This is a genomic window from Microbacterium sp. XT11, from assembly GCF_001513675.1.
GTDB lineage: Bacteria > Actinomycetota > Actinomycetes > Actinomycetales > Microbacteriaceae > Microbacterium.
This window is the reverse complement of the sequence record NZ_CP013859.1, coordinates 289,139-304,831: the sequence shown is the minus strand read 5'-3', so window position 1 is coordinate 304,831 and position 15,693 is coordinate 289,139. Positions and strand designations below refer to the sequence as shown.

The 15,693-nt window shown below is 69.5% G+C and carries 16 protein-coding genes and 1 tRNA gene; 13 read left to right on the top strand and 4 right to left on the bottom strand.

Translation table 11 applies throughout. From position 1 onward, the window contains the following. The first annotated feature begins 396 nt into the window (after positions 1-396). The 3 genes from AB663_RS01595 (at position 397) to AB663_RS01585 (ending at position 2,326) form a co-directional block, all read left to right on the top strand. Positions 397-900, top strand: a complete 504-nt coding sequence (locus tag AB663_RS01595) for an amino-acid N-acetyltransferase (protein ID WP_067194995.1) — start codon at positions 397-399, stop codon at positions 898-900. A gap of 51 nt (positions 901-951) precedes the next feature. Further along, positions 952-1,557, top strand: a complete 606-nt coding sequence (locus tag AB663_RS01590) for a hypothetical protein (RefSeq protein ID WP_067194991.1) — start codon at positions 952-954, stop codon at positions 1,555-1,557. A 358-nt stretch (positions 1,558-1,915) separates the two neighbouring features. Then, positions 1,916-2,326: a dehydrogenase gene (locus tag AB663_RS01585; RefSeq protein ID WP_067194988.1), complete on the top strand. Its 411-nt coding sequence runs from the start codon at positions 1,916-1,918 to the stop codon at positions 2,324-2,326. Positions 2,327-2,496: 170 nt separating this feature from the next. On the opposite strand, the gene radA is transcribed toward AB663_RS01585, so the two are convergent. Then, positions 2,497-3,864, bottom strand: a complete 1,368-nt coding sequence (gene radA, locus AB663_RS01580) for a DNA repair protein RadA (protein ID WP_067194985.1) — start codon at positions 3,862-3,864, stop codon at positions 2,497-2,499. 160 nt (positions 3,865-4,024) lie between these two features. On the opposite strand from radA, the gene AB663_RS01575 reads away from it, so the two are divergent. From AB663_RS01575 to cydC, 5 genes are read left to right on the top strand one after another with little or no spacing between them, the layout of a single operon-like run. Then, entirely contained in the window at positions 4,025-4,672 is a 648-nt protein-coding gene (locus AB663_RS01575; protein WP_067194983.1) for a helix-turn-helix domain-containing protein, read from the top strand. Then, positions 4,659-6,074: a cytochrome ubiquinol oxidase subunit I gene (locus AB663_RS01570; RefSeq protein ID WP_067194980.1), complete on the top strand. Its 1,416-nt coding sequence runs from the start codon at positions 4,659-4,661 to the stop codon at positions 6,072-6,074. Before AB663_RS01575 ends, AB663_RS01570 begins: the two co-directional genes overlap by 14 nt. Before the next feature lie 16 nt (positions 6,075-6,090). After that, the gene (gene cydB / locus AB663_RS01565; protein WP_067194977.1) at positions 6,091-7,113 is read left to right on the top strand and encodes a cytochrome d ubiquinol oxidase subunit II; all 1,023 of its coding nucleotides are present in this window, start codon (positions 6,091-6,093) and stop codon (positions 7,111-7,113) included. After that, complete coding sequence (cydD, locus tag AB663_RS01560) at positions 7,110-8,750, top strand: thiol reductant ABC exporter subunit CydD (protein WP_067194975.1); 1,641 nt, start codon at positions 7,110-7,112, stop codon at positions 8,748-8,750. Before cydB ends, cydD begins: the two co-directional genes overlap by 4 nt. Beyond that, positions 8,747-10,396, top strand: coding sequence for a thiol reductant ABC exporter subunit CydC (gene cydC, locus AB663_RS01555; RefSeq protein WP_067194973.1), 1,650 nt, complete (start codon positions 8,747-8,749; stop codon positions 10,394-10,396). Before cydD ends, cydC begins: the two co-directional genes overlap by 4 nt. A gap of 7 nt (positions 10,397-10,403) precedes the next feature. On the opposite strand, the gene AB663_RS01550 is transcribed toward cydC, so the two are convergent. Further along, positions 10,404-11,180 carry a hypothetical protein gene (locus AB663_RS01550; protein WP_067194970.1) on the bottom strand — a complete coding sequence of 259 codons (777 nt, stop codon included), beginning with the start codon at positions 11,178-11,180 and terminating at the stop codon, positions 10,404-10,406. A gap of 81 nt (positions 11,181-11,261) precedes the next feature. Between AB663_RS01550 and AB663_RS01545 the strand changes: the two genes are divergently transcribed. Together AB663_RS01545 and AB663_RS01540 are read left to right on the top strand one after the other, a co-directional pair. Next, a complete protein-coding gene (locus AB663_RS01545) occupies positions 11,262-12,308 on the top strand; it encodes a hypothetical protein (RefSeq protein WP_067194965.1) in 1,047 nt (348 codons plus the stop codon). 80 nt (positions 12,309-12,388) lie between these two features. Continuing rightward, positions 12,389-12,479 (top strand) — tRNA-Ser (locus tag AB663_RS01540). A 47-nt stretch (positions 12,480-12,526) separates the two neighbouring features. Here the strand turns inward: AB663_RS01540 and AB663_RS01535 are convergent. Together AB663_RS01535 and AB663_RS01530 are read right to left on the bottom strand one after the other, a co-directional pair. Next, positions 12,527-13,687, bottom strand: a complete 1,161-nt coding sequence (locus tag AB663_RS01535; RefSeq protein ID WP_067194962.1) for a tyrosine-type recombinase/integrase — start codon at positions 13,685-13,687, stop codon at positions 12,527-12,529. Beyond that, positions 13,680-14,159: a hypothetical protein gene (locus AB663_RS01530; RefSeq protein ID WP_157540807.1), complete on the bottom strand. Its 480-nt coding sequence runs from the start codon at positions 14,157-14,159 to the stop codon at positions 13,680-13,682. The genes AB663_RS01535 and AB663_RS01530 overlap by 8 nt, the downstream gene beginning before the upstream one ends. A gap of 189 nt (positions 14,160-14,348) precedes the next feature. Here AB663_RS01530 and AB663_RS01525 point away from each other — a divergent pair, with 189 nt between their 5' ends. Genes AB663_RS01525 through AB663_RS01515 form a run of 3 tightly spaced genes read left to right on the top strand, consistent with a single transcriptional unit; the run spans position 14,349 to position 15,687 of the window. Further along, positions 14,349-14,615 carry a helix-turn-helix transcriptional regulator gene (locus AB663_RS01525; protein ID WP_067194957.1) on the top strand — a complete coding sequence of 89 codons (267 nt, stop codon included), beginning with the start codon at positions 14,349-14,351 and terminating at the stop codon, positions 14,613-14,615. Next, the gene (locus tag AB663_RS01520) at positions 14,612-15,427 is read left to right on the top strand and encodes a hypothetical protein (protein WP_067194955.1); all 816 of its coding nucleotides are present in this window, start codon (positions 14,612-14,614) and stop codon (positions 15,425-15,427) included. Before AB663_RS01525 ends, AB663_RS01520 begins: the two co-directional genes overlap by 4 nt. After that, positions 15,424-15,687 carry a hypothetical protein gene (locus AB663_RS01515; protein WP_067194952.1) on the top strand — a complete coding sequence of 88 codons (264 nt, stop codon included), beginning with the start codon at positions 15,424-15,426 and terminating at the stop codon, positions 15,685-15,687. Before AB663_RS01520 ends, AB663_RS01515 begins: the two co-directional genes overlap by 4 nt. The last annotated feature ends 6 nt before the right edge of the window (positions 15,688-15,693 follow it).

Genomic DNA, 15,693 nt, shown 5'->3' with positions numbered 1-15,693 from the left:
CCCCGGGCGAAGGACGCGCGGCGCGGGAGCGGCCGTGGTGCGGCGCGGGAGCGCGATGCGCGCGGCGGTGGTGCGGCGCGGGAGTGGCGGTGCGCGTGGCGGGGCGGGGGCATGGTGGCGGGGGACGCCGGCGCCCGGGCGGTGCGAAAAGTCGGAGTTGTGCGGTGACACGCCGTGTACGGGGGCCCGGCGCCGGCGTGTCGCGTGGAATCTCCGACGTTTCGTACCGCCCGGGCCCGAGGATGCGCGGCGTGGACGGCGCGTGCGGCGGGAGGGAGCACGGCGCGGGCGGCGGGCGGCGGGCGACGGGCGCGGCGCGGGAAGGAGGATGCGTGCGGCGGGACGGGTGCGGGCGCGTCGGGTGGGGCGCCCGGGGCGGCGTTCTAGGCTTGACCCGTGAACGAGTACACGGTCCGGCCCGCGCGCAGCGCCGACGTCATCGGCATCCGCAATCTGCTCCAGCCGATGGTCGAGAAGCGCATCCTGCTCGGCAAGGACCTGGCGGTGCTCTACGGCGCCGTGCAGGAGTTCGTCGTCGCCGAGGCGAAAGGCGAGCTCATCGGATGCGGGGCGCTGCACGTGTTCTGGGAAGACCTCGGCGAGGTGCGCACCCTGATGGTGCGCGAGGATTGGCTGCACCACGGCGTCGGCGGAGCGATCGTCGACCGCCTGGAGGAGAACGCGCGCGTGCTCGGCCTGTCGCGGCTGTTCTGCCTCACGTTCGAGACGGACTTCTTCGGCCGACGGGGATTCACGCCGATCGGCGAGCAGATCGTCGACCCCGACGTGTACTCGCAGCTGTTGCGCAGTGGTGACGCGGGTGTCGAGGAGTTCCTCGACCTCGCGCACGTCAAGCCCAACACCCTGGGGAACACCAGGATGCTCAAGCACCTCGGTTAACCTGGAAGCCCCCCCCGCCACTCCGCCGCTGTCTATCGTCGTCGGCGGCTCGTGGCTCTCGTCGCGCTGCTGCTCGTGCTTGCCCTCGTGGGCGTCGGCGCCTGGTTGCTGATCGCGCAGCCGTGGGCGTCCGGAACCGAGAAGCCGAAGCCGTCCACGGCCTCGACCGCCGGTCCCACTCCCGCGGACAGTCCCGCCGAACAGTCGCAGACCCCGTCCGCCGACCCGTCGACCGAGCCGACCGGTCCTGTCGCGTGCGATGCGCAGAACATCGTCGTCACGGCGGTCACGGATGCCGACAGCTACCAGCCGGGTGAGCTGCCGAAGCTGTCGATCTCGCTGACGAACAACGGTCCGGTCGACTGCACGCTCGACGTCGGATCGGCCACCCAGAGGTTCACGGTCGCGAGCGGTGACGACGTGTGGTGGCGCTCGACGGACTGCCAGGAGAACCCGAGCAGCATGATCGCCACGCTCGCCGCCGGAGCCACCGTCGTGAGCAAGGAGCCGGTGGTGTGGGACCGCACACGGTCGAGCGTCGACACCTGCGCGCAGGAGAACCGTCCGCGAGCGCCCGGCGACGGAGCGTCGTACCACGTGAGCGTGGAGATCGGCGGGTTCGCGGCGACCGAGACCAAGCAGATCCTCCTGCACTGAGACACGCCCGGGCGCACGAGAACCGCCGAGGTGTGGGGCCCCGCGTGGCGACAGCACCATGCTCTTGGGATACCATTGAACTGACTCTCGGGACTATGCGGCACATGCCATCCCCAGTGGCGTCGACTCACAGCGTCCCCAGCGCTTCGACATTCGCCGTTCGAGAGTTCGAGGGCCCTCTCGAGTACCCCAGTCCCCAATGGAGGACTCGAGAGGGCCCCAATCGTATCCGGGTGTCGCCGGCGGGCCGTGAGCCGCGAGCATTCGGGCGGCCCGTGAGCCGCGAGCATTCCGGCGGGCCGTGAGGCGCAAGCATTCCGGCGGTCCCGGGCGCTCGGCCGCTGAATAAGCTGGACTCATGGCAGCGAAGAAGGCGAAGCCCGCCAAGAAGAAGCCGGCTCCCGAGGACTTCCGCTCCGAGGCGCTTGCGCAGGCGCTCGAGAAGCAGGACGTCGCAGCCGTCGCGCTGGCGCTGCGTCACGGCACCACCATCGTGCCGCTCATCAAGCCCGGTGCGCGTGACAACCCGCTCGACAGCGGCGAGGTGTGGACCTACCGCGACCCGAACACGGGCGACCTCGCTCTTCTGCTATTCAGCGACGCGAGGAACAAGCCGGCGAACCTGCCTCCCGGCGTCGGCATCTACACGGCGGATTGGCTGCGGAAGTTCCTCGCAGCGCATCCCATCACCACGGTCTTCCTCGACATCGCAGGACCGCATCCCATGCAGGCATCGCCCGAGGAACTGCTGAAGGCACTCGACGCCTGACGCCTTTCGGCGAGGCGACGCCTGTCGGCGGTACGCGTGTCGGCGGGACCGGTGACGGCGTAACCCGTGTCGGCGTGACGCCTGACGCGTGTCGGCCTGACGCCTGCCGGCGGGGACCGCGGATGCCGGTGAACACACCGCGAGCGGACCGGCGACCAGAAGATGGCGCCTCAGAACGGCGGGATGTCGCCCTCGCGGCGCCGTGACGTGCTGCGGGCGCGGACGTCGCCGAGCGCAGCCCTGAGCGTCTTGGACCGGTCATCGACGACCTGCTCGTACCCCAGCCGTGCGGCCTCGGAGCGCCGCTGCGCGGCCTGGGTCACCGGCCGGATCTCGCCGGCGAGGCTCAGCTCGCCGACGGCGGCAACGGTGCGGGGCACGGAGTTCTGCTGGATGGATCCCGCCACCGCGATCGCGATCGCCAGGTCTGCGGCCGGCTCTGTGAAGCGCACTCCGCCCACGGTCGATACGTAGACGTCGAGGTTTCCGGTGGGGATGCCGGCGCGCCGGTCGAGGATCGCCAGCACCATCGCCACACGCGACGCGTCGAGCCCGTGCACCACGCGGCGAGGGTTGGGTGCGTTCGAGAGCACCGTGAGCGCCTGCACCTCGACGGGGAGCGCACGCCGCCCCTCCAGGGCGATCGCGACGCACGTGCCCGGCTCGGTCGCGCCCTGCGACAGGAACAGGCCGGAGGGATCGGGGACCTCGGCGATGCCGTCTCCCGTCATCTCGAAGCATCCGACCTCGTCGGTGGGGCCGAAGCGATTCTTCAGAGCGCGCACGAAGCGCAGCGACGTCTGCCGGTCGCCCTCGAAGTGGCACACCACGTCGACCAGGTGCTCGAGCACGCGGGGACCGGCCACCTGGCCGTCTTTCGTGACGTGACCCACGATGATGATCGGCAGATCGCGCTCCTTCGCCACCCTGATGAGCGTGGCCGCCACCTCGCGCACCTGGCTCGGCTGACCGGCCGCTCCGTCGGTGAGCGACGAAGCGACCGTCTGCACGGAGTCGACGATCACCAGCTGCGGGCGCACCTCGTCGATGTGCCCGAGGATGGTCGCGAGGTCGGTCTCGCTGGCGAGATACAGCTCATCGTGCAGAGCACCCGTGCGCTCGGCGCGCAGCCGCACCTGCGCGGGCGACTCTTCGGCGCTCGCGTACAGCACGCGCCGCCCCGAGCGTGCGGCCTGCGCGGCGACTTCGAGCAACAGGGTCGACTTGCCGACGCCGGGTTCACCGCTCAGCAGGATGGCAGCCCCCGGCACGATGCCGCCGCCGAGCACTCGGTCGAACTCGCCGACGCCGCTCGTTCGCCGCGGAGCATCCGTGGTCGTGATCTGCGTGATCGGGCGTGCCGCGCGGTCGGCCGACGGCGTGAGGGCCGTCACCCGATTCACGATGCCGGTCTGAGCGCCCTGCTCCTGCACCGTGCCCCACTGCTGACACTCGCCGCAGCGCCCCACCCACTTCGCCGTCGTCCAGCCGCATTCCGTGCAGGCGAAGGCGGGAGGGGCGGGTCGACGAGTGGCCATGCGACAAGGCTAGCCGCGGCCGCGGACATCGCTTCGCGGGCTCGGGGAGAGGGGGTCATGCGCGGTCGCTATCGCGGGCATCGGACATCCCTATCGCCCCGGGGCATTATTCACGGCCGGAACGGCTCAGGCGTGTCGGAGGCCCGAACATAATGGAGGCATGGCCAGCGCCGGGCCCGTCTGCGGGCCGATCTCGAGCTTCTCGCGGGTGCGGATTCTGCACCGGCTCTTCGCAGCGAGCCATGCGCCGACGCGGTCCGAGCTCACGATCGCCGAGCTCTGCGATGCGACAGGTCTGCATGCCAACACGGTCCGCGAGCACCTGCAGAGGCTCATCGACGGCGGCTACGTCGTCGCGCAGACCGAACGCCGCACCACTCGCGGACGCCCGCGCACGCTGTACCGGGCGGTGACCGGCGCTCCCGGAGCCTCGAGCCCCGTCGCACGCGACAAGGCGAAGGCGGCGGCGGAGCGGGGCGACCTGCTTCGGCGGATGCTGCCAGACGCGGCATCCGATCTCGGCCGCGAGGCCGACGCCCAACTCGACGCACTCATCGAACACCTGGAGGAGAGCGGTTTCGAGCCCGTCGTCGACGACGAGCTCCTGACCGTCGAGCTCACTCCCTGCCCGCACGCGGCGGCCCACCCGGAGGACCGACCGCTGCTCTGCCAGGTCCATCTCGGCCTGATGCAGGGTGTGCTCGCCGAGGCCGGAGGACCGCTCACCGCCGAGTGCGTCCGCGGCGCGCAGGCCGAGTGCACGGTTCAGCTGGGTGATGTTCGAGGAGTGACGTATGGAATGGCTTGATCCGCTGATCCTGAGCCGATGGCAGTTCGGTCTCACCACCGTCTACCACTACCTGTTCGTGCCGCTGACGATCGGCATGGTCACGGTGGCGGCGATCTTCCAGACCGCGTGGGTGCGCACCGCCAAGGTGCAGTACCTCCACCTGACCCGCTTCTTCGGCAAGATCTTCCTCATCAACTTCGCCATGGGCGTCGTCACCGGCATCGTGCAGGAGTTCCAGTTCGGCATGAACTGGTCGGACTACTCCCGCTTCGTCGGCGATGTCTTCGGCGCTCCGCTGGCGTTCGAGGGGCTGCTGGCGTTCTTCTTCGAGGCCACCTTCATCGGCCTGTGGATCTTCGGCTGGGACAAGCTTCCGCAGAAGCTGCACCTGGCGACCATCTGGTGCACCGCGATCGGCAGCATCCTGTCGGCGTACTTCATCATCGCGGCCAACGCCTTCATGCAGAACCCGGTGGGGTACGTCTACAACCCCGAGACGAACCGCGCGGAGCTCACCGACTTCTGGGCGCTGCTGACGAACCCGGTCGCCCTCGCCGCGTTCCCGCACACCCTGTTCGGCGCCTTCATGTTCGCCGCCGGTGTCGTGATCTCGGTGTCCGCATGGCACCTCGCTCGCGGTCAGCACTTCGACACGATGCGCGTCTCGCTGAAGTTCGGCCTGTGGGCCATGATCGTCTCGACCGCCGGCGTCGTGCTCACCGGCGACCAGCTGGGCCTCGCGATGTACGCCGCGCAGCCGATGAAGATGGCCGCGGCCGAGGCGACGTTCAACACCGTCTGCGGGTACGACGCATCGTTCAGCCTGTTCACGCTCGGCACGCCCGACGGCAGCTCGGAGCTCTTCTCCATCCGCGTGCCGTACCTGCTGTCGGTGCTGTCGACCCACTCGTTCGACGAGTGCGTGCACGGCATCCGCGATCTCAACGCAGAGTATACGCAGACCTACGCCGACACCGGCATCACGGACTTCGCGCCCATCCTGTGGGTCACGTACTGGGCCTTCCGCTGGATGATCGGACTCGGCATGGCCGCGGGGCTCGTCGCGCTCGTCGGCCTGTGGGTCACCCGCAAGGGCGCCAAGAACCCGCCGGCGCCGTGGATGTGGAAGCTCGCCATCTGGTCGTTCCCGCTGGCGCTCGGCGCGAACATCGTCGGCTGGGTGTTCACCGAGATGGGACGGCAGCCCTGGCTCGTGTTCGGACTCATGAGCACGAGAGACGGCGTATCGCCCGGCGTCACGGGGCTCGACGTGCTGATCTCGCTCATCGCGTTCACCGCGATCTACGCGGCCCTCGCCGTCGTCGAGATCCGGCTCATCGTGAAGGCCGCGCAGAAGGGGCCCGACACCGCCGAGCAGCCGCACGAGGAGACGGCCCACGTGCCGTCGGTCGTGTACTGAGAGAAAGGGCAAGACCATGGAGTACCTCTGGTTCTGGATCGTCGCCTTCCTCTTCGTCGGCTACTTCGTGCTCGACGGATTCGACTTCGGCGTCGGCATGTCGCTGCCGTTCCTCGGCAAGGACGAGATCGCCCGCCGCCAGGTCATCAACACCATCGGCCCCGTGTGGGACCTCAATGAGACCTGGGTCATCGTGGCAGGAGCCTGCCTGTTCGCGTCGTTCCCCGAGTGGTACGCGACCCTGTTCAGCGGGTTCTACCTGCCGCTGCTGCTGATCCTGCTCGCCCTGATCCTGCGCGGCGTCTCGTTCGAGTACCGGCACCAGCGCGACTCGCTTCGGTGGAAGCGCGGCTTCGACCGGATGATCGTGATCGGCTCCGTCGTGCCAGCCCTGCTGTGGGGCGTGGCGTTCGGGAACATCGTGCAGGGCGTCGCCCTCGACGAGCGGCACGTGTACGTCGGCGGGCTGTTCTCGCTGCTCAACCCCTACGCACTGCTCGTGGGCCTCACGACGCTGCTGCTGTTCTTCCTGCACGGCGTGCTGTTCGTGGCGCTCAAGACCGACGGGCCCGTGCACGACGGCGCTCGCCGGATCGCCCGCATCGCGGCTGTTCCGACGGTGCTCGTCGCAGCCGGGACGGTGGTCTGGACGATCGCGATGGCCGCGGGCCGCGACGCGCCGCTGCTGTGGCTCGTGATCGCCGCGGGCGCCGTCGCGGCGGTGTTCCTCGTGAACGCGGTCGTGTTCTCGTGGCGGGGGCTCGACGGCTGGGCGTTCGCGTCTGGCATCGTCACCGTGCTGACGGCGGTGGTCATGCTGTTCGCGGCGCTGTTCCCGTACGTGATGCCCTCGACGATCGACGACGCATTCAGCCTCACGATCGAGAACGCGTCGAGCACGCCATACACGCTCACGATCATGAGCTGGACGGCGCTCATCGCCCTGCCGCTCGTGCTCGCGTATCAGGCATGGACCTATTGGGTGTTCCGCAAGCGCGTCACCCGCCGGTCGATCGAGGGGGCGCCGGCGCACGCGTGAAACCCGTCGATCCGAGACTGCTGCGCTACGCGGGTGCCGCGAGGGGGTTCCTCGCGGCATCCGCCGTGATCGGCGTGGTGCAGACCGGCGTCACGATCGCGTTCGCGTGGCTGCTGACGGATGCCGTGACCGGCGCGCTCGCCGGGCGCAACGTCACGGCATCGCTGCTGTGGCTGCTCGCGACCGCGGGAGTGCGCGGGGTGCTCATCGCGGCCTCGGATGCCGCGGGGTCGAGGGCCGCCGCGAAGACCGGCGCGCAGCTGCGGGCCGCCCTCATCGCCGCCGTCGCGAAGCTCGGCCCCGGATGGCTCGCGCAGCGCAGCGCCGCGGGCCTCGCCGTCACGGCAGGTCACGGACTCGAGGCGCTCGACGCGTACTTCGCGCGGTACATCCCACAGCTCGTGCTCACGGTGATCGCGACGCCCGTGCTGCTCGCGGTGATGTGGTGGGCGGACTGGCCGAGCGGCCTCACGGCCCTCATCACGCTGCCGCTCATCCCGCTCTTCCTCGTGCTCATCGGCATGGCGACCCGCACGGTGCAGCGGCGACAGTGGCAGACGCTGCAGCGGCTGGCCGTGCGCTTCGCCGACACGGTGCAGGGGCTCGCGACGCTGCGGCTCTTCGGGCGGGAGCACCGCGCTGCCGACCGCATCGAGCAGACGGCCGACGAGTACCGCCGCGAGACGATGAAGGTGCTGCGGTTCTCGTTCCTCTCCGGATTCGCGATGGAGCTACTTGCCTCGCTCGCCGTGGCGCTCATCGCCGTGTCGATCGGTTTCCGGTTGCTCTCGGGCGATCTGTCGCTCGATGTGGGGCTGTTCGTGCTGCTGCTGGCGCCCGAGGCGTTCCTGCCGATCCGGCAGGTTGGCGTGCAGTTCCACGCGGCTGCCGAGGGCGTCGCGGCTACGGAGGACGTGTTCGAGGTGCTGGACGCCGCCGCGGCGGCTCCGGCGGGTCCGGCGGGCGCGGCGGTGCCCGGGGCGGCGGGTGTCGAGGCGCGCCGCGCCGGAGCGGCGGGAGCGGCCGGGGTGCTCGCGGTGTCGGGACTGCGGGTGCGCGACCTCCCTCCGGTCACGTTCACGGCCGAACCGGGGACGGTCACGCTGATCGAGGGTCCGAGCGGCGTGGGGAAGTCCAGCCTGCTCGCGGCGCTGCGCGGCGCCTCGCCGTTCGACGGGACGGCGGTCTTTGCCGGTCGCGACGTACGCGGGCTCCGTCCGGTCGACTGGCTCGCCTGGGCAGGACAGACGCCGCAACTGAGCCGGGGGACGATCGCCGAGAACGTCGCCCTCGGTGATCCGGCGCCCGACGCCGACGGCATCCGTTCTGCCCTCGCGGACGCGTGCGCGGAGACACTCGACCCCGCGGCGGAGCTCGGGGTGCAGGGGAGCGGCCTCTCCGGCGGCCAGGCGCAGCGCGTCGCCGTCGCCCGCGCACTCTACCGGCAGGCACGGCATCCGCATGCCGTGCTGGCGCTGGACGAGCCGTCGAGCGCTCTCGACGCCGACACCGAGGCGCGCCTGTGGGCGACGCTGCGGAGACGGGCGGATGCCGGGGCGACCGTGCTGCTCGTCTCGCATCGCAGGTCGGCGCGAGAGATCGCGGACCGCATCGTGGCACTGGGGGTGAGCGCATGAGCCGCCGCGCCGACATCCTGCGCCTCGCCCAGCCGCCGCTGCGGCGTTTCCTGCCCGGCCTCGTCTGGGGTGTGCTGTCGGCCGGTGCCGCGGTGAGCCTGCTCGCCGTCAGCGGGTGGCTGATCGTGAGCGCCTCGATCGTGGACAACCTCGTTCCCCTGTCGGTGGCGGTTGTCGGGGTGCGGTTCTTCGCGGTGACCAGAGCCGTGACCCGCTACCTGGAGCGGCTCACCGGTCATGACGCGGCCCTCCGCCGGCTGGCGGCGACGCGTGCTGACATGGTGCGGCGCCTGATCCCGCTGTCGCCGGCGGGCCTCGGACGCACGGATCACGGCCGGGTCCTCTCGGCGCTCGTCGACGACGTCGAGAACCTGCAGAATCTGCCGCTGCGTGTCGTGCAGCCGCTCGCGGTCGCCGGAGTCGTCGCGGTCGGTGCGATCGCGATCGTCGCCGTCGTGTCGCTGCCGGCTGCGCTCGCGCTCGCGGCGTGCCTGATGGTCGCGGCGGTCTCGGCGGTCGGCCTCGGCTGGGTGTTCGGCTCGAGGGCGGAGAAGGCGGTGTCTGAGCGGCGTGCCGAACTGTCGGCCGCGCTCGTCGACTACCTCGGCAGCCTCGACGTCCTGCTCGCGTACGGTGCAGAACCCCAGGCGCGGCAGCGCGTTGTGCGGGCGGATGCCGCGTTGCGCCGCACCGTGACGAGGGCGTCGCTGGCGCAGGCCGTGTCGGCGGGAGTGGTGTCTACCGTCGCCGGCGCGGCGTCGGTATGGGCGCTCGCCGCGGCAGCGCCGGGTCTGGCGGCAGGGATCATCGACGGTCCGTGGCTGGCCGTCGTCGTGCTCGTGCCGATGGTGGTCTTCGAGGTGTTTGGGGCGGTGCCCCTCGCCGCGGCGTCGTGGCGGAGCGTCCGGTCGAGCGCTGATCGTATCGTCGGTGTGCTCCCGGACCGCATGCCGCCAGAGCTGCGATCGGATGCGGGGGCCGACACGGCTTTCACATCGACGCCGGATCTGCGGCTGCGGGGCGTCCGGGCGCGGTGGCCTGGCGGCACGACCGCGCTCGACGGCGTCGACCTCGACCTCGAACCTGGAGAGCGCGTGCTCGTCTCGGGGTCGAGCGGTGCGGGCAAGAGCTCCCTCGCCGCAGCGCTGGTGGGCTTCCTTCGCGTCGACGGGGAGTACTCCCTCGGGGGCATGAATGCCGCGGACCTGTCGGGTGAGACGCTGCGGCGCACGATCGGCCTGTGCGAGCAGAGCCCGCGCCTCTTCGACGAGGACGTCAGGCAGAATCTCCTGTTCGCGCGCGACACCGCGACGGATGCCGAGCTTCTCGCCGTGCTCGATCGCGTCGGGCTGGGGGAGTGGGTCGCGGAGCGCGGTGGGCTCGATGCCCGCGTCGGCGACAGGGGGGCACTCGTCTCGGGCGGGCAGGCGCAGCGCATCGCTCTCGCCAGGGCGCTGCTGCGCGGCTTCCCCATCCTCGTGCTCGATGAGCCGACCGCGGGCGTCGACCCCGCGGCATCCGATCGCCTCCTGCGCGACTTGCTCAGCGCGGCAGGGGAGCAGTCGGTGCTGCTGATCTCGCACGTCGCGCCGCCGGACGGCACCGTCGACCGCGTGGTGCGACTGGAGGCGGGGCGTACGGTGTGAGGCGCGCTCAGGGCGCGAGGTCGACCGGCGGCTCCATCACGACGCCCATCGCCTCGAACGCCCGGCGGCGCTCCTCGATGCGGCGGTGAAGCTCGAGCTGCGCGGCATCGACCAGCGCCGGATCGAGGTCGACGGTCGCAGGGTGCGGGTCGCCGTGGTTCGCGGCGATGTACGCGTCGAGCTCGGGCCCCGAGGTCCACGACGTGATGAGCGCGTAGCGCGGGGCGACGCCGCGGTGCCAGACCGCGTGCCAGAAGCGCTGCGTGTCGACGATGATCCGCGATCCCTCGCGCAGCGGCAGGCGCACCTCCGTGGCCGGGTCGAACCGGTCGGTGCGGAGGATCAGCAGCGACTCCGCGTCGTCCGACAGGTTGAAGAACCCGCGGACGACCCAGCCGGTGCCCTCCGGATTGAGACGGTTGTTGTCGTCCTGGTGCAGGTTGTAGATCGCGTCGGCGTACTCGTTGGGCTGCAGTTCGATGACGCGGCAGCGTCCGACGTCGGCGCCGGGCTCGAGGGCGCGGCGCTGCAGCACCGGGGCGATCGCGACCTGCGACGGGACCCACACGCCGCCCTTGTCGGTGCGGGGAGGGGTGTGGTTCCAGAAGCCGTTGCACTCGATCTCTCCCGCGTAGCTCGCGAGGGGAGCGAAGCGCGTGATGCCGGACGACCGCCACGGCACGTACTCGAGGTCGAGCCACTCGGCGGGGTCGGCTGCCTGGTCGTGGTCGTCGAGCACGACGTAGCCGGTGTCGGCGAGAGCCTCCGACGTGATGAAACCCATGCCGCGTCCTTCCGTGGGGTGTCGCTTAGGTCATCCTAACCCGGGGCGTCGGAGGGGTGCCGGCGTCGATAGCCTTGTTAAATGACTCAGCCTCAGGGCGCCCACCTCGTGGGCAGCGTGAACTACGACGACGCCGAGACGACGATGCGCACGGCGGCCGAGATCCTCGGCACCCGCCTGCGTCGGCTGCCCGACGGCGAGGTGGGCAAGAGATTCCACTGGATCATGTTCCAGCCCGATGTTCTCGGACAGGCCGACGGCATCGAGCGCGTCGGCGACGTGCCCATCCCGTTCCCGGCCGGAATCGACGCTCGTCCGCTGCGCATCGCGGAGGGGACGGATGCCGCAGGCATCGCACTGCCCGCTCTGGGATACGCGGACGCCGCGCTGGAGTCGTACGCGATCTTCACGCGTCTGCGTGCCGAGGGTGCCGTGCCCGCCGGCATCCGTTTCCAGGTGTCGTTGCCGACGCCTCTCGCCGTGATCTCGTCGTTCTTCTCGGGAGACGACCGCGCCGCGATCGAGCCCGTGTACACAGCGGCGATGCTGCGCGAGCTCGACGGCATCCTCGCCGCGATCCCGCACGACGATCTTGCGATCCAGTGGGACGTGGCGAGCGAGATGGGCATCATCGAGCGGGCGGCCGGGTACGGCAAGGTCATGGAGGCCTGGTGGCCCGGCGACCCCTTCGACGGCCTGGTCGCGCGGCTCGCCGCGTTGATCGACGCCGTGCCGCGCGACGTCGAGGTCGGCGTGCACCTCTGCTACGGCGACGCCGGCGAGAAGCACTTCGTCGAGCCGGCGGATGCCGGGAACCTGGTGCGGTACGCGAACGCGGTGGTGGCGGCATCCGTGCGTCCGGTGACGTGGCTGCATCTTCCGGTGCCGATCGACCGCGACGACGACGCCTACTTCGCGCCCCTCGCCGGACTGGTGTTCGACGGCGAGCTGTATCTCGGGCTCGTGCACCGTGAAGACGGCGTCGACGGCGCGGAGCGGCGCATCGAGGCGGCGCGGAGGTTCGTGTCCGAGTTCGGCGTGGCGACGGAGTGCGGCATCGGCCGAGCGCCGGAGGGGACGACCGAGGGCATCCTGCAGACCCACGCCGAGGTCGCCTCCCCCTGGTGATGCCCCCGTGCCGGCGCGTGTGCCCGAGTGCCCTGGTGCCCGATTCGCGCTGAGGTCGGCCGTGTCGTAAGCTAGTCCGCGGTGACGTGTCCGAGCGGCCGAAGGTGCAACTCTCGAAAAGTTGTGTAGGGTAACCCCCTACCGTGGGTTCAAATCCCACCGTCACCGCCAGCCTGGAAGCCCGTTCTCCCTAGAAAACACTGGGGAGGGCGGGCTTTCTACTTCTCCTGTGACAACGGCGTGACAACATTCGCAGCGCGACGTGCCTGATCGAGAGCTGCTGCAACGCCGTCGAGGTCGTCGTCGAACAGGTCCGCGTAGGTGTCGAGCGTCATGCTCGCGGAGGCGTGCCCAAGCATCCGCTGCACGGCCTTCACGTTCGCGCCGGCCGAGATCGCCAGAGACGCCGCAGTGTGCCGGAGGTCGTGCGGTGTCACCCTCGGCATCGTGGCCGGTGGCTTCTCGCCCTTCGCCTTCGCAGCGGCCACGAGCTTCTCCTCGTCGGCGAGCACGCGCTTCACCGCGGCCGCGAACCACCCATCGCGAGAGTTCGGGAGTCGCATGTGCAGCTGACCGTCACCGAACAGGAGTTCATCGCGGCCCTTGCCCTCGCAGAGCTTCGCGATCGGCAGGGCCAGGAACTCGGGATACGGGACGGATCGCGTCTCGTGCGTCTTCGGTGTGCCGACGTGGATCACCGTCCCGACCATGACGGCGTTCTCTTCGATGCGCACGCGCCGTCTGAGCGCGTCTACGTGCTTCACCCGTAGTCCGGTCGCTTCGCCCCAGCGCAAGCCCGTGTAGGCCAGGAACAGGACGAGCGTGGGGTACGCGGAGGCGTCGGCGAGCTTCTGCACCTGAGCGTGCGTGAGGTACGGCTTCGACTTCGGTGTCTTGCGGGGGAGGGTGACGCCTCGAGCGACGTTCCTGCTGACTCGTCGATCCTTCACCGCGACGTCGAGGATGCCGGCGAGCACGCCGTGTGCGCGCAGCACCGTTGTGGCGCCGCGTTCCTTCGCCAGTGCCGAGAGCCAGTCCTGGACCTCAGAGTGCTTCACGCCGCCGACGCTGCGATCGCCCCAGCGGGGCTGTACGTGCGTCTCCCACGAGCTTTTCAGTGCTCGGTAGCTGGAGGGCTTCATCGCGTGTTCGCGCGCCTGGAGCCATCCTGTGGCGATTGACGAGATGCGCTCCTTCGCGTCGCTCGGGTTGATGTAGTCGCCCTTGGCCTTACCGAGCTCCACCTCGGCGAGACGCAGCTCGGCGTCGATCTTCCGGGTGAAGCCGCGCTCGGTCGTCTGGGAGTGATCCGGGCGCCGGTACGAGATCCGGTAGAGCTTGCGCCCGGCCTTCGTCGTGTAGCTGTGGACGCTACCCACGCTCCCACGACTCCAAGTACCCGTTCTTGACCGCTGACACGATCCATCGACGCACCGTGTCGTGATGCACGTCGAGAAGACTGGACAGGCGTGCCACCGGATTGCGCCACCCAAGCCGGATGACGCGATAGACCATCGCGAGTCCGCGTAGATCGGAGGACGGGGAGCCGCCACGGACGCTGCCGCACCAGTCACTGACGTAGGTGTTCGCGTAGATCTCTCGCCCTAGTGCCACATCGTCGTCAACCTCGATGTTGGTGTAGTTCAAGGCGTAGAGGCGGAGCTCCGCGATTGGGGCCTTGGCCAACCATCCAGTGCCGATCGGTGCGCGTGCCCCGTCAAAGAGCATGCGCGTGATCTCATAGCGACCCTTGATCACGACCGTCTCTCCTACGAACGCATACGGATACTCCAGCTGCTCGCCGGTGTCCAGTGCTACCAGTCCGGTCGGGTCGTCCAAGCGGTAGGTCATGCGCAACGGGGACTGAGCCCGTAGGCCTGGCGCCACAGTGACCATCTGAGTCTCGGGGGTCTCTTCTACATCCAATCGGCACGCCTCTCCGGTGACTCCATGCGGATGAGTTTACAGGTACCGAATTACTGTGGTACAACTTGAGTTGTTCGGCAGCGATAATCACTACCGAAGAAACGGAGAGAAGTGATGGAAGAGAAGTACCTCACCCCGCAGCAGGTTCACGACCGTTGGCCGTTCCTGTCAGTCGGTCACCTCGCCCAGCTGCGGTTCATCGGCGCCGCGGAGAAGGGCAAGGGGCCCAAGTTCCTCAAGCCGACGCCGCGAACGGTGGTCTACCGCGAGAGGGACGTCATCGAGTGGCTCGAGGCGTCCGAGCGCACGAGCACTGCCGAGGTCGAGCGGAAGGTGCCGGAGCCACGTCCGCCCCGCGTGAAAGCCGAGGTCTCGGCATGACCATCGAGCGCTACGTGCTCCCGTCCGGTCGCATCGCGACGCTGGACACGTCTCAGCCCGTGGCGGCTGTCGAGGAGGCTCGGCGCACGCTCGTCGAGGGCTTCGGCGCCGTCCCGGAGAACGAAAGTGCCCCCGCGGCCGTTGCAGCGGCCAACAGGGGCGAGAACACCACATCATCCAGCGAGGAGAACGAAGTGAACACCCCCATTGAATCACCGACCACCGACATCCGCGAGGCTATCCGCAGCTGGGCGCTCCAGTACGCAGCGAAGACCGAAGCGGCCGCGCGCATCGTCGTCAACGATCCCGAGTTCCAGGAGTGGGCAGCCGAGCAGATTCGTCGCCGGCCTGACTTCACGATCGACAAGTGCGCTCGCCGATGGGTCGATGAGAACGGATTCGTGAACGTCCTGTGGCCGGATGCCGCGACTCGGTCGGGGTGGAACGTCCACATCGGTGCGAACCTCGGGGGAGAGGTCAGTGTGTCCATTGACGTCGAGATCGACGACGTCGAGTGCCCTGCTGTGGGTGCATCCCTGGGAGTGCTGATCGCGGTCGTCGTCGACACCGATCCGTCACGGACGCGTCCCGAGCCTGGCGTGAACGTCGGCGACTTCTTCGTGAGCCTGCCGACGATCTCGTACTGGGGTGTCGAGAACACGAGCGACGCCGATGCGGACCGCCTGGCGGCTCTGTCGCGGGTGATGCTACGCGCGGCGGAGGCACTGCCCGCTGTGGCTGAGTTCTCTCGCCTGCTGCGCGGTTCCGAGCGGTCGATGGAGATCCCCGCACGCCAGGGGGTGACCTCGTGAACGCCGACATCATCAACGACGAGCTCGCCGAGGAGATCGTGCAGCTCGCTCGAGACGTGCACACCCAGCAGCCGAGCGAGATCGTCCTCATCGATCCAACGATGCCGGCAGAGCATCCGGTGCAGTTCCTGAGCCCGGATCTCGCCCGTGCTGTCGCCAGGCGCCTGAACGCACTCGCCGAGCAGTTCGAGCCGCCGCGGACACTGAGACGACTACAGATCGTCGATGAGGAGTTCCGTGAGCGTGAAGGGGGTGTGTGAAGTGTG

Coding starts and splice junctions, on each gene's coding strand:
- AB663_RS01585 (WP_067194988.1), top strand. CDS start 1,916: ATGGCAGCGAAGAAGGCGAAGCCCGCCAAGAAGAAGCCGGCTCCCGAG.
- radA (WP_067194985.1), bottom strand. CDS start 3,864: ATGGCCACTCGTCGACCCGCCCCTCCCGCCTTCGCCTGCACGGAATGC.
- AB663_RS01575 (WP_067194983.1), top strand. CDS start 4,025: ATGGCCAGCGCCGGGCCCGTCTGCGGGCCGATCTCGAGCTTCTCGCGG.
- AB663_RS01570 (WP_067194980.1), top strand. CDS start 4,659: ATGGAATGGCTTGATCCGCTGATCCTGAGCCGATGGCAGTTCGGTCTC.
- cydB (WP_067194977.1), top strand. CDS start 6,091: ATGGAGTACCTCTGGTTCTGGATCGTCGCCTTCCTCTTCGTCGGCTAC.
- cydC (WP_067194973.1), top strand. CDS start 8,747: ATGAGCCGCCGCGCCGACATCCTGCGCCTCGCCCAGCCGCCGCTGCGG.
- AB663_RS01550 (WP_067194970.1), bottom strand. CDS start 11,180: ATGGGTTTCATCACGTCGGAGGCTCTCGCCGACACCGGCTACGTCGTG.
- AB663_RS01545 (WP_067194965.1), top strand. CDS start 11,262: ATGACTCAGCCTCAGGGCGCCCACCTCGTGGGCAGCGTGAACTACGAC.
- AB663_RS01530 (WP_157540807.1), bottom strand. CDS start 14,159: ATGACCTACCGCTTGGACGACCCGACCGGACTGGTAGCACTGGACACC.
- AB663_RS01525 (WP_067194957.1), top strand. CDS start 14,349: ATGGAAGAGAAGTACCTCACCCCGCAGCAGGTTCACGACCGTTGGCCG.
- AB663_RS01520 (WP_067194955.1), top strand. CDS start 14,612: ATGACCATCGAGCGCTACGTGCTCCCGTCCGGTCGCATCGCGACGCTG.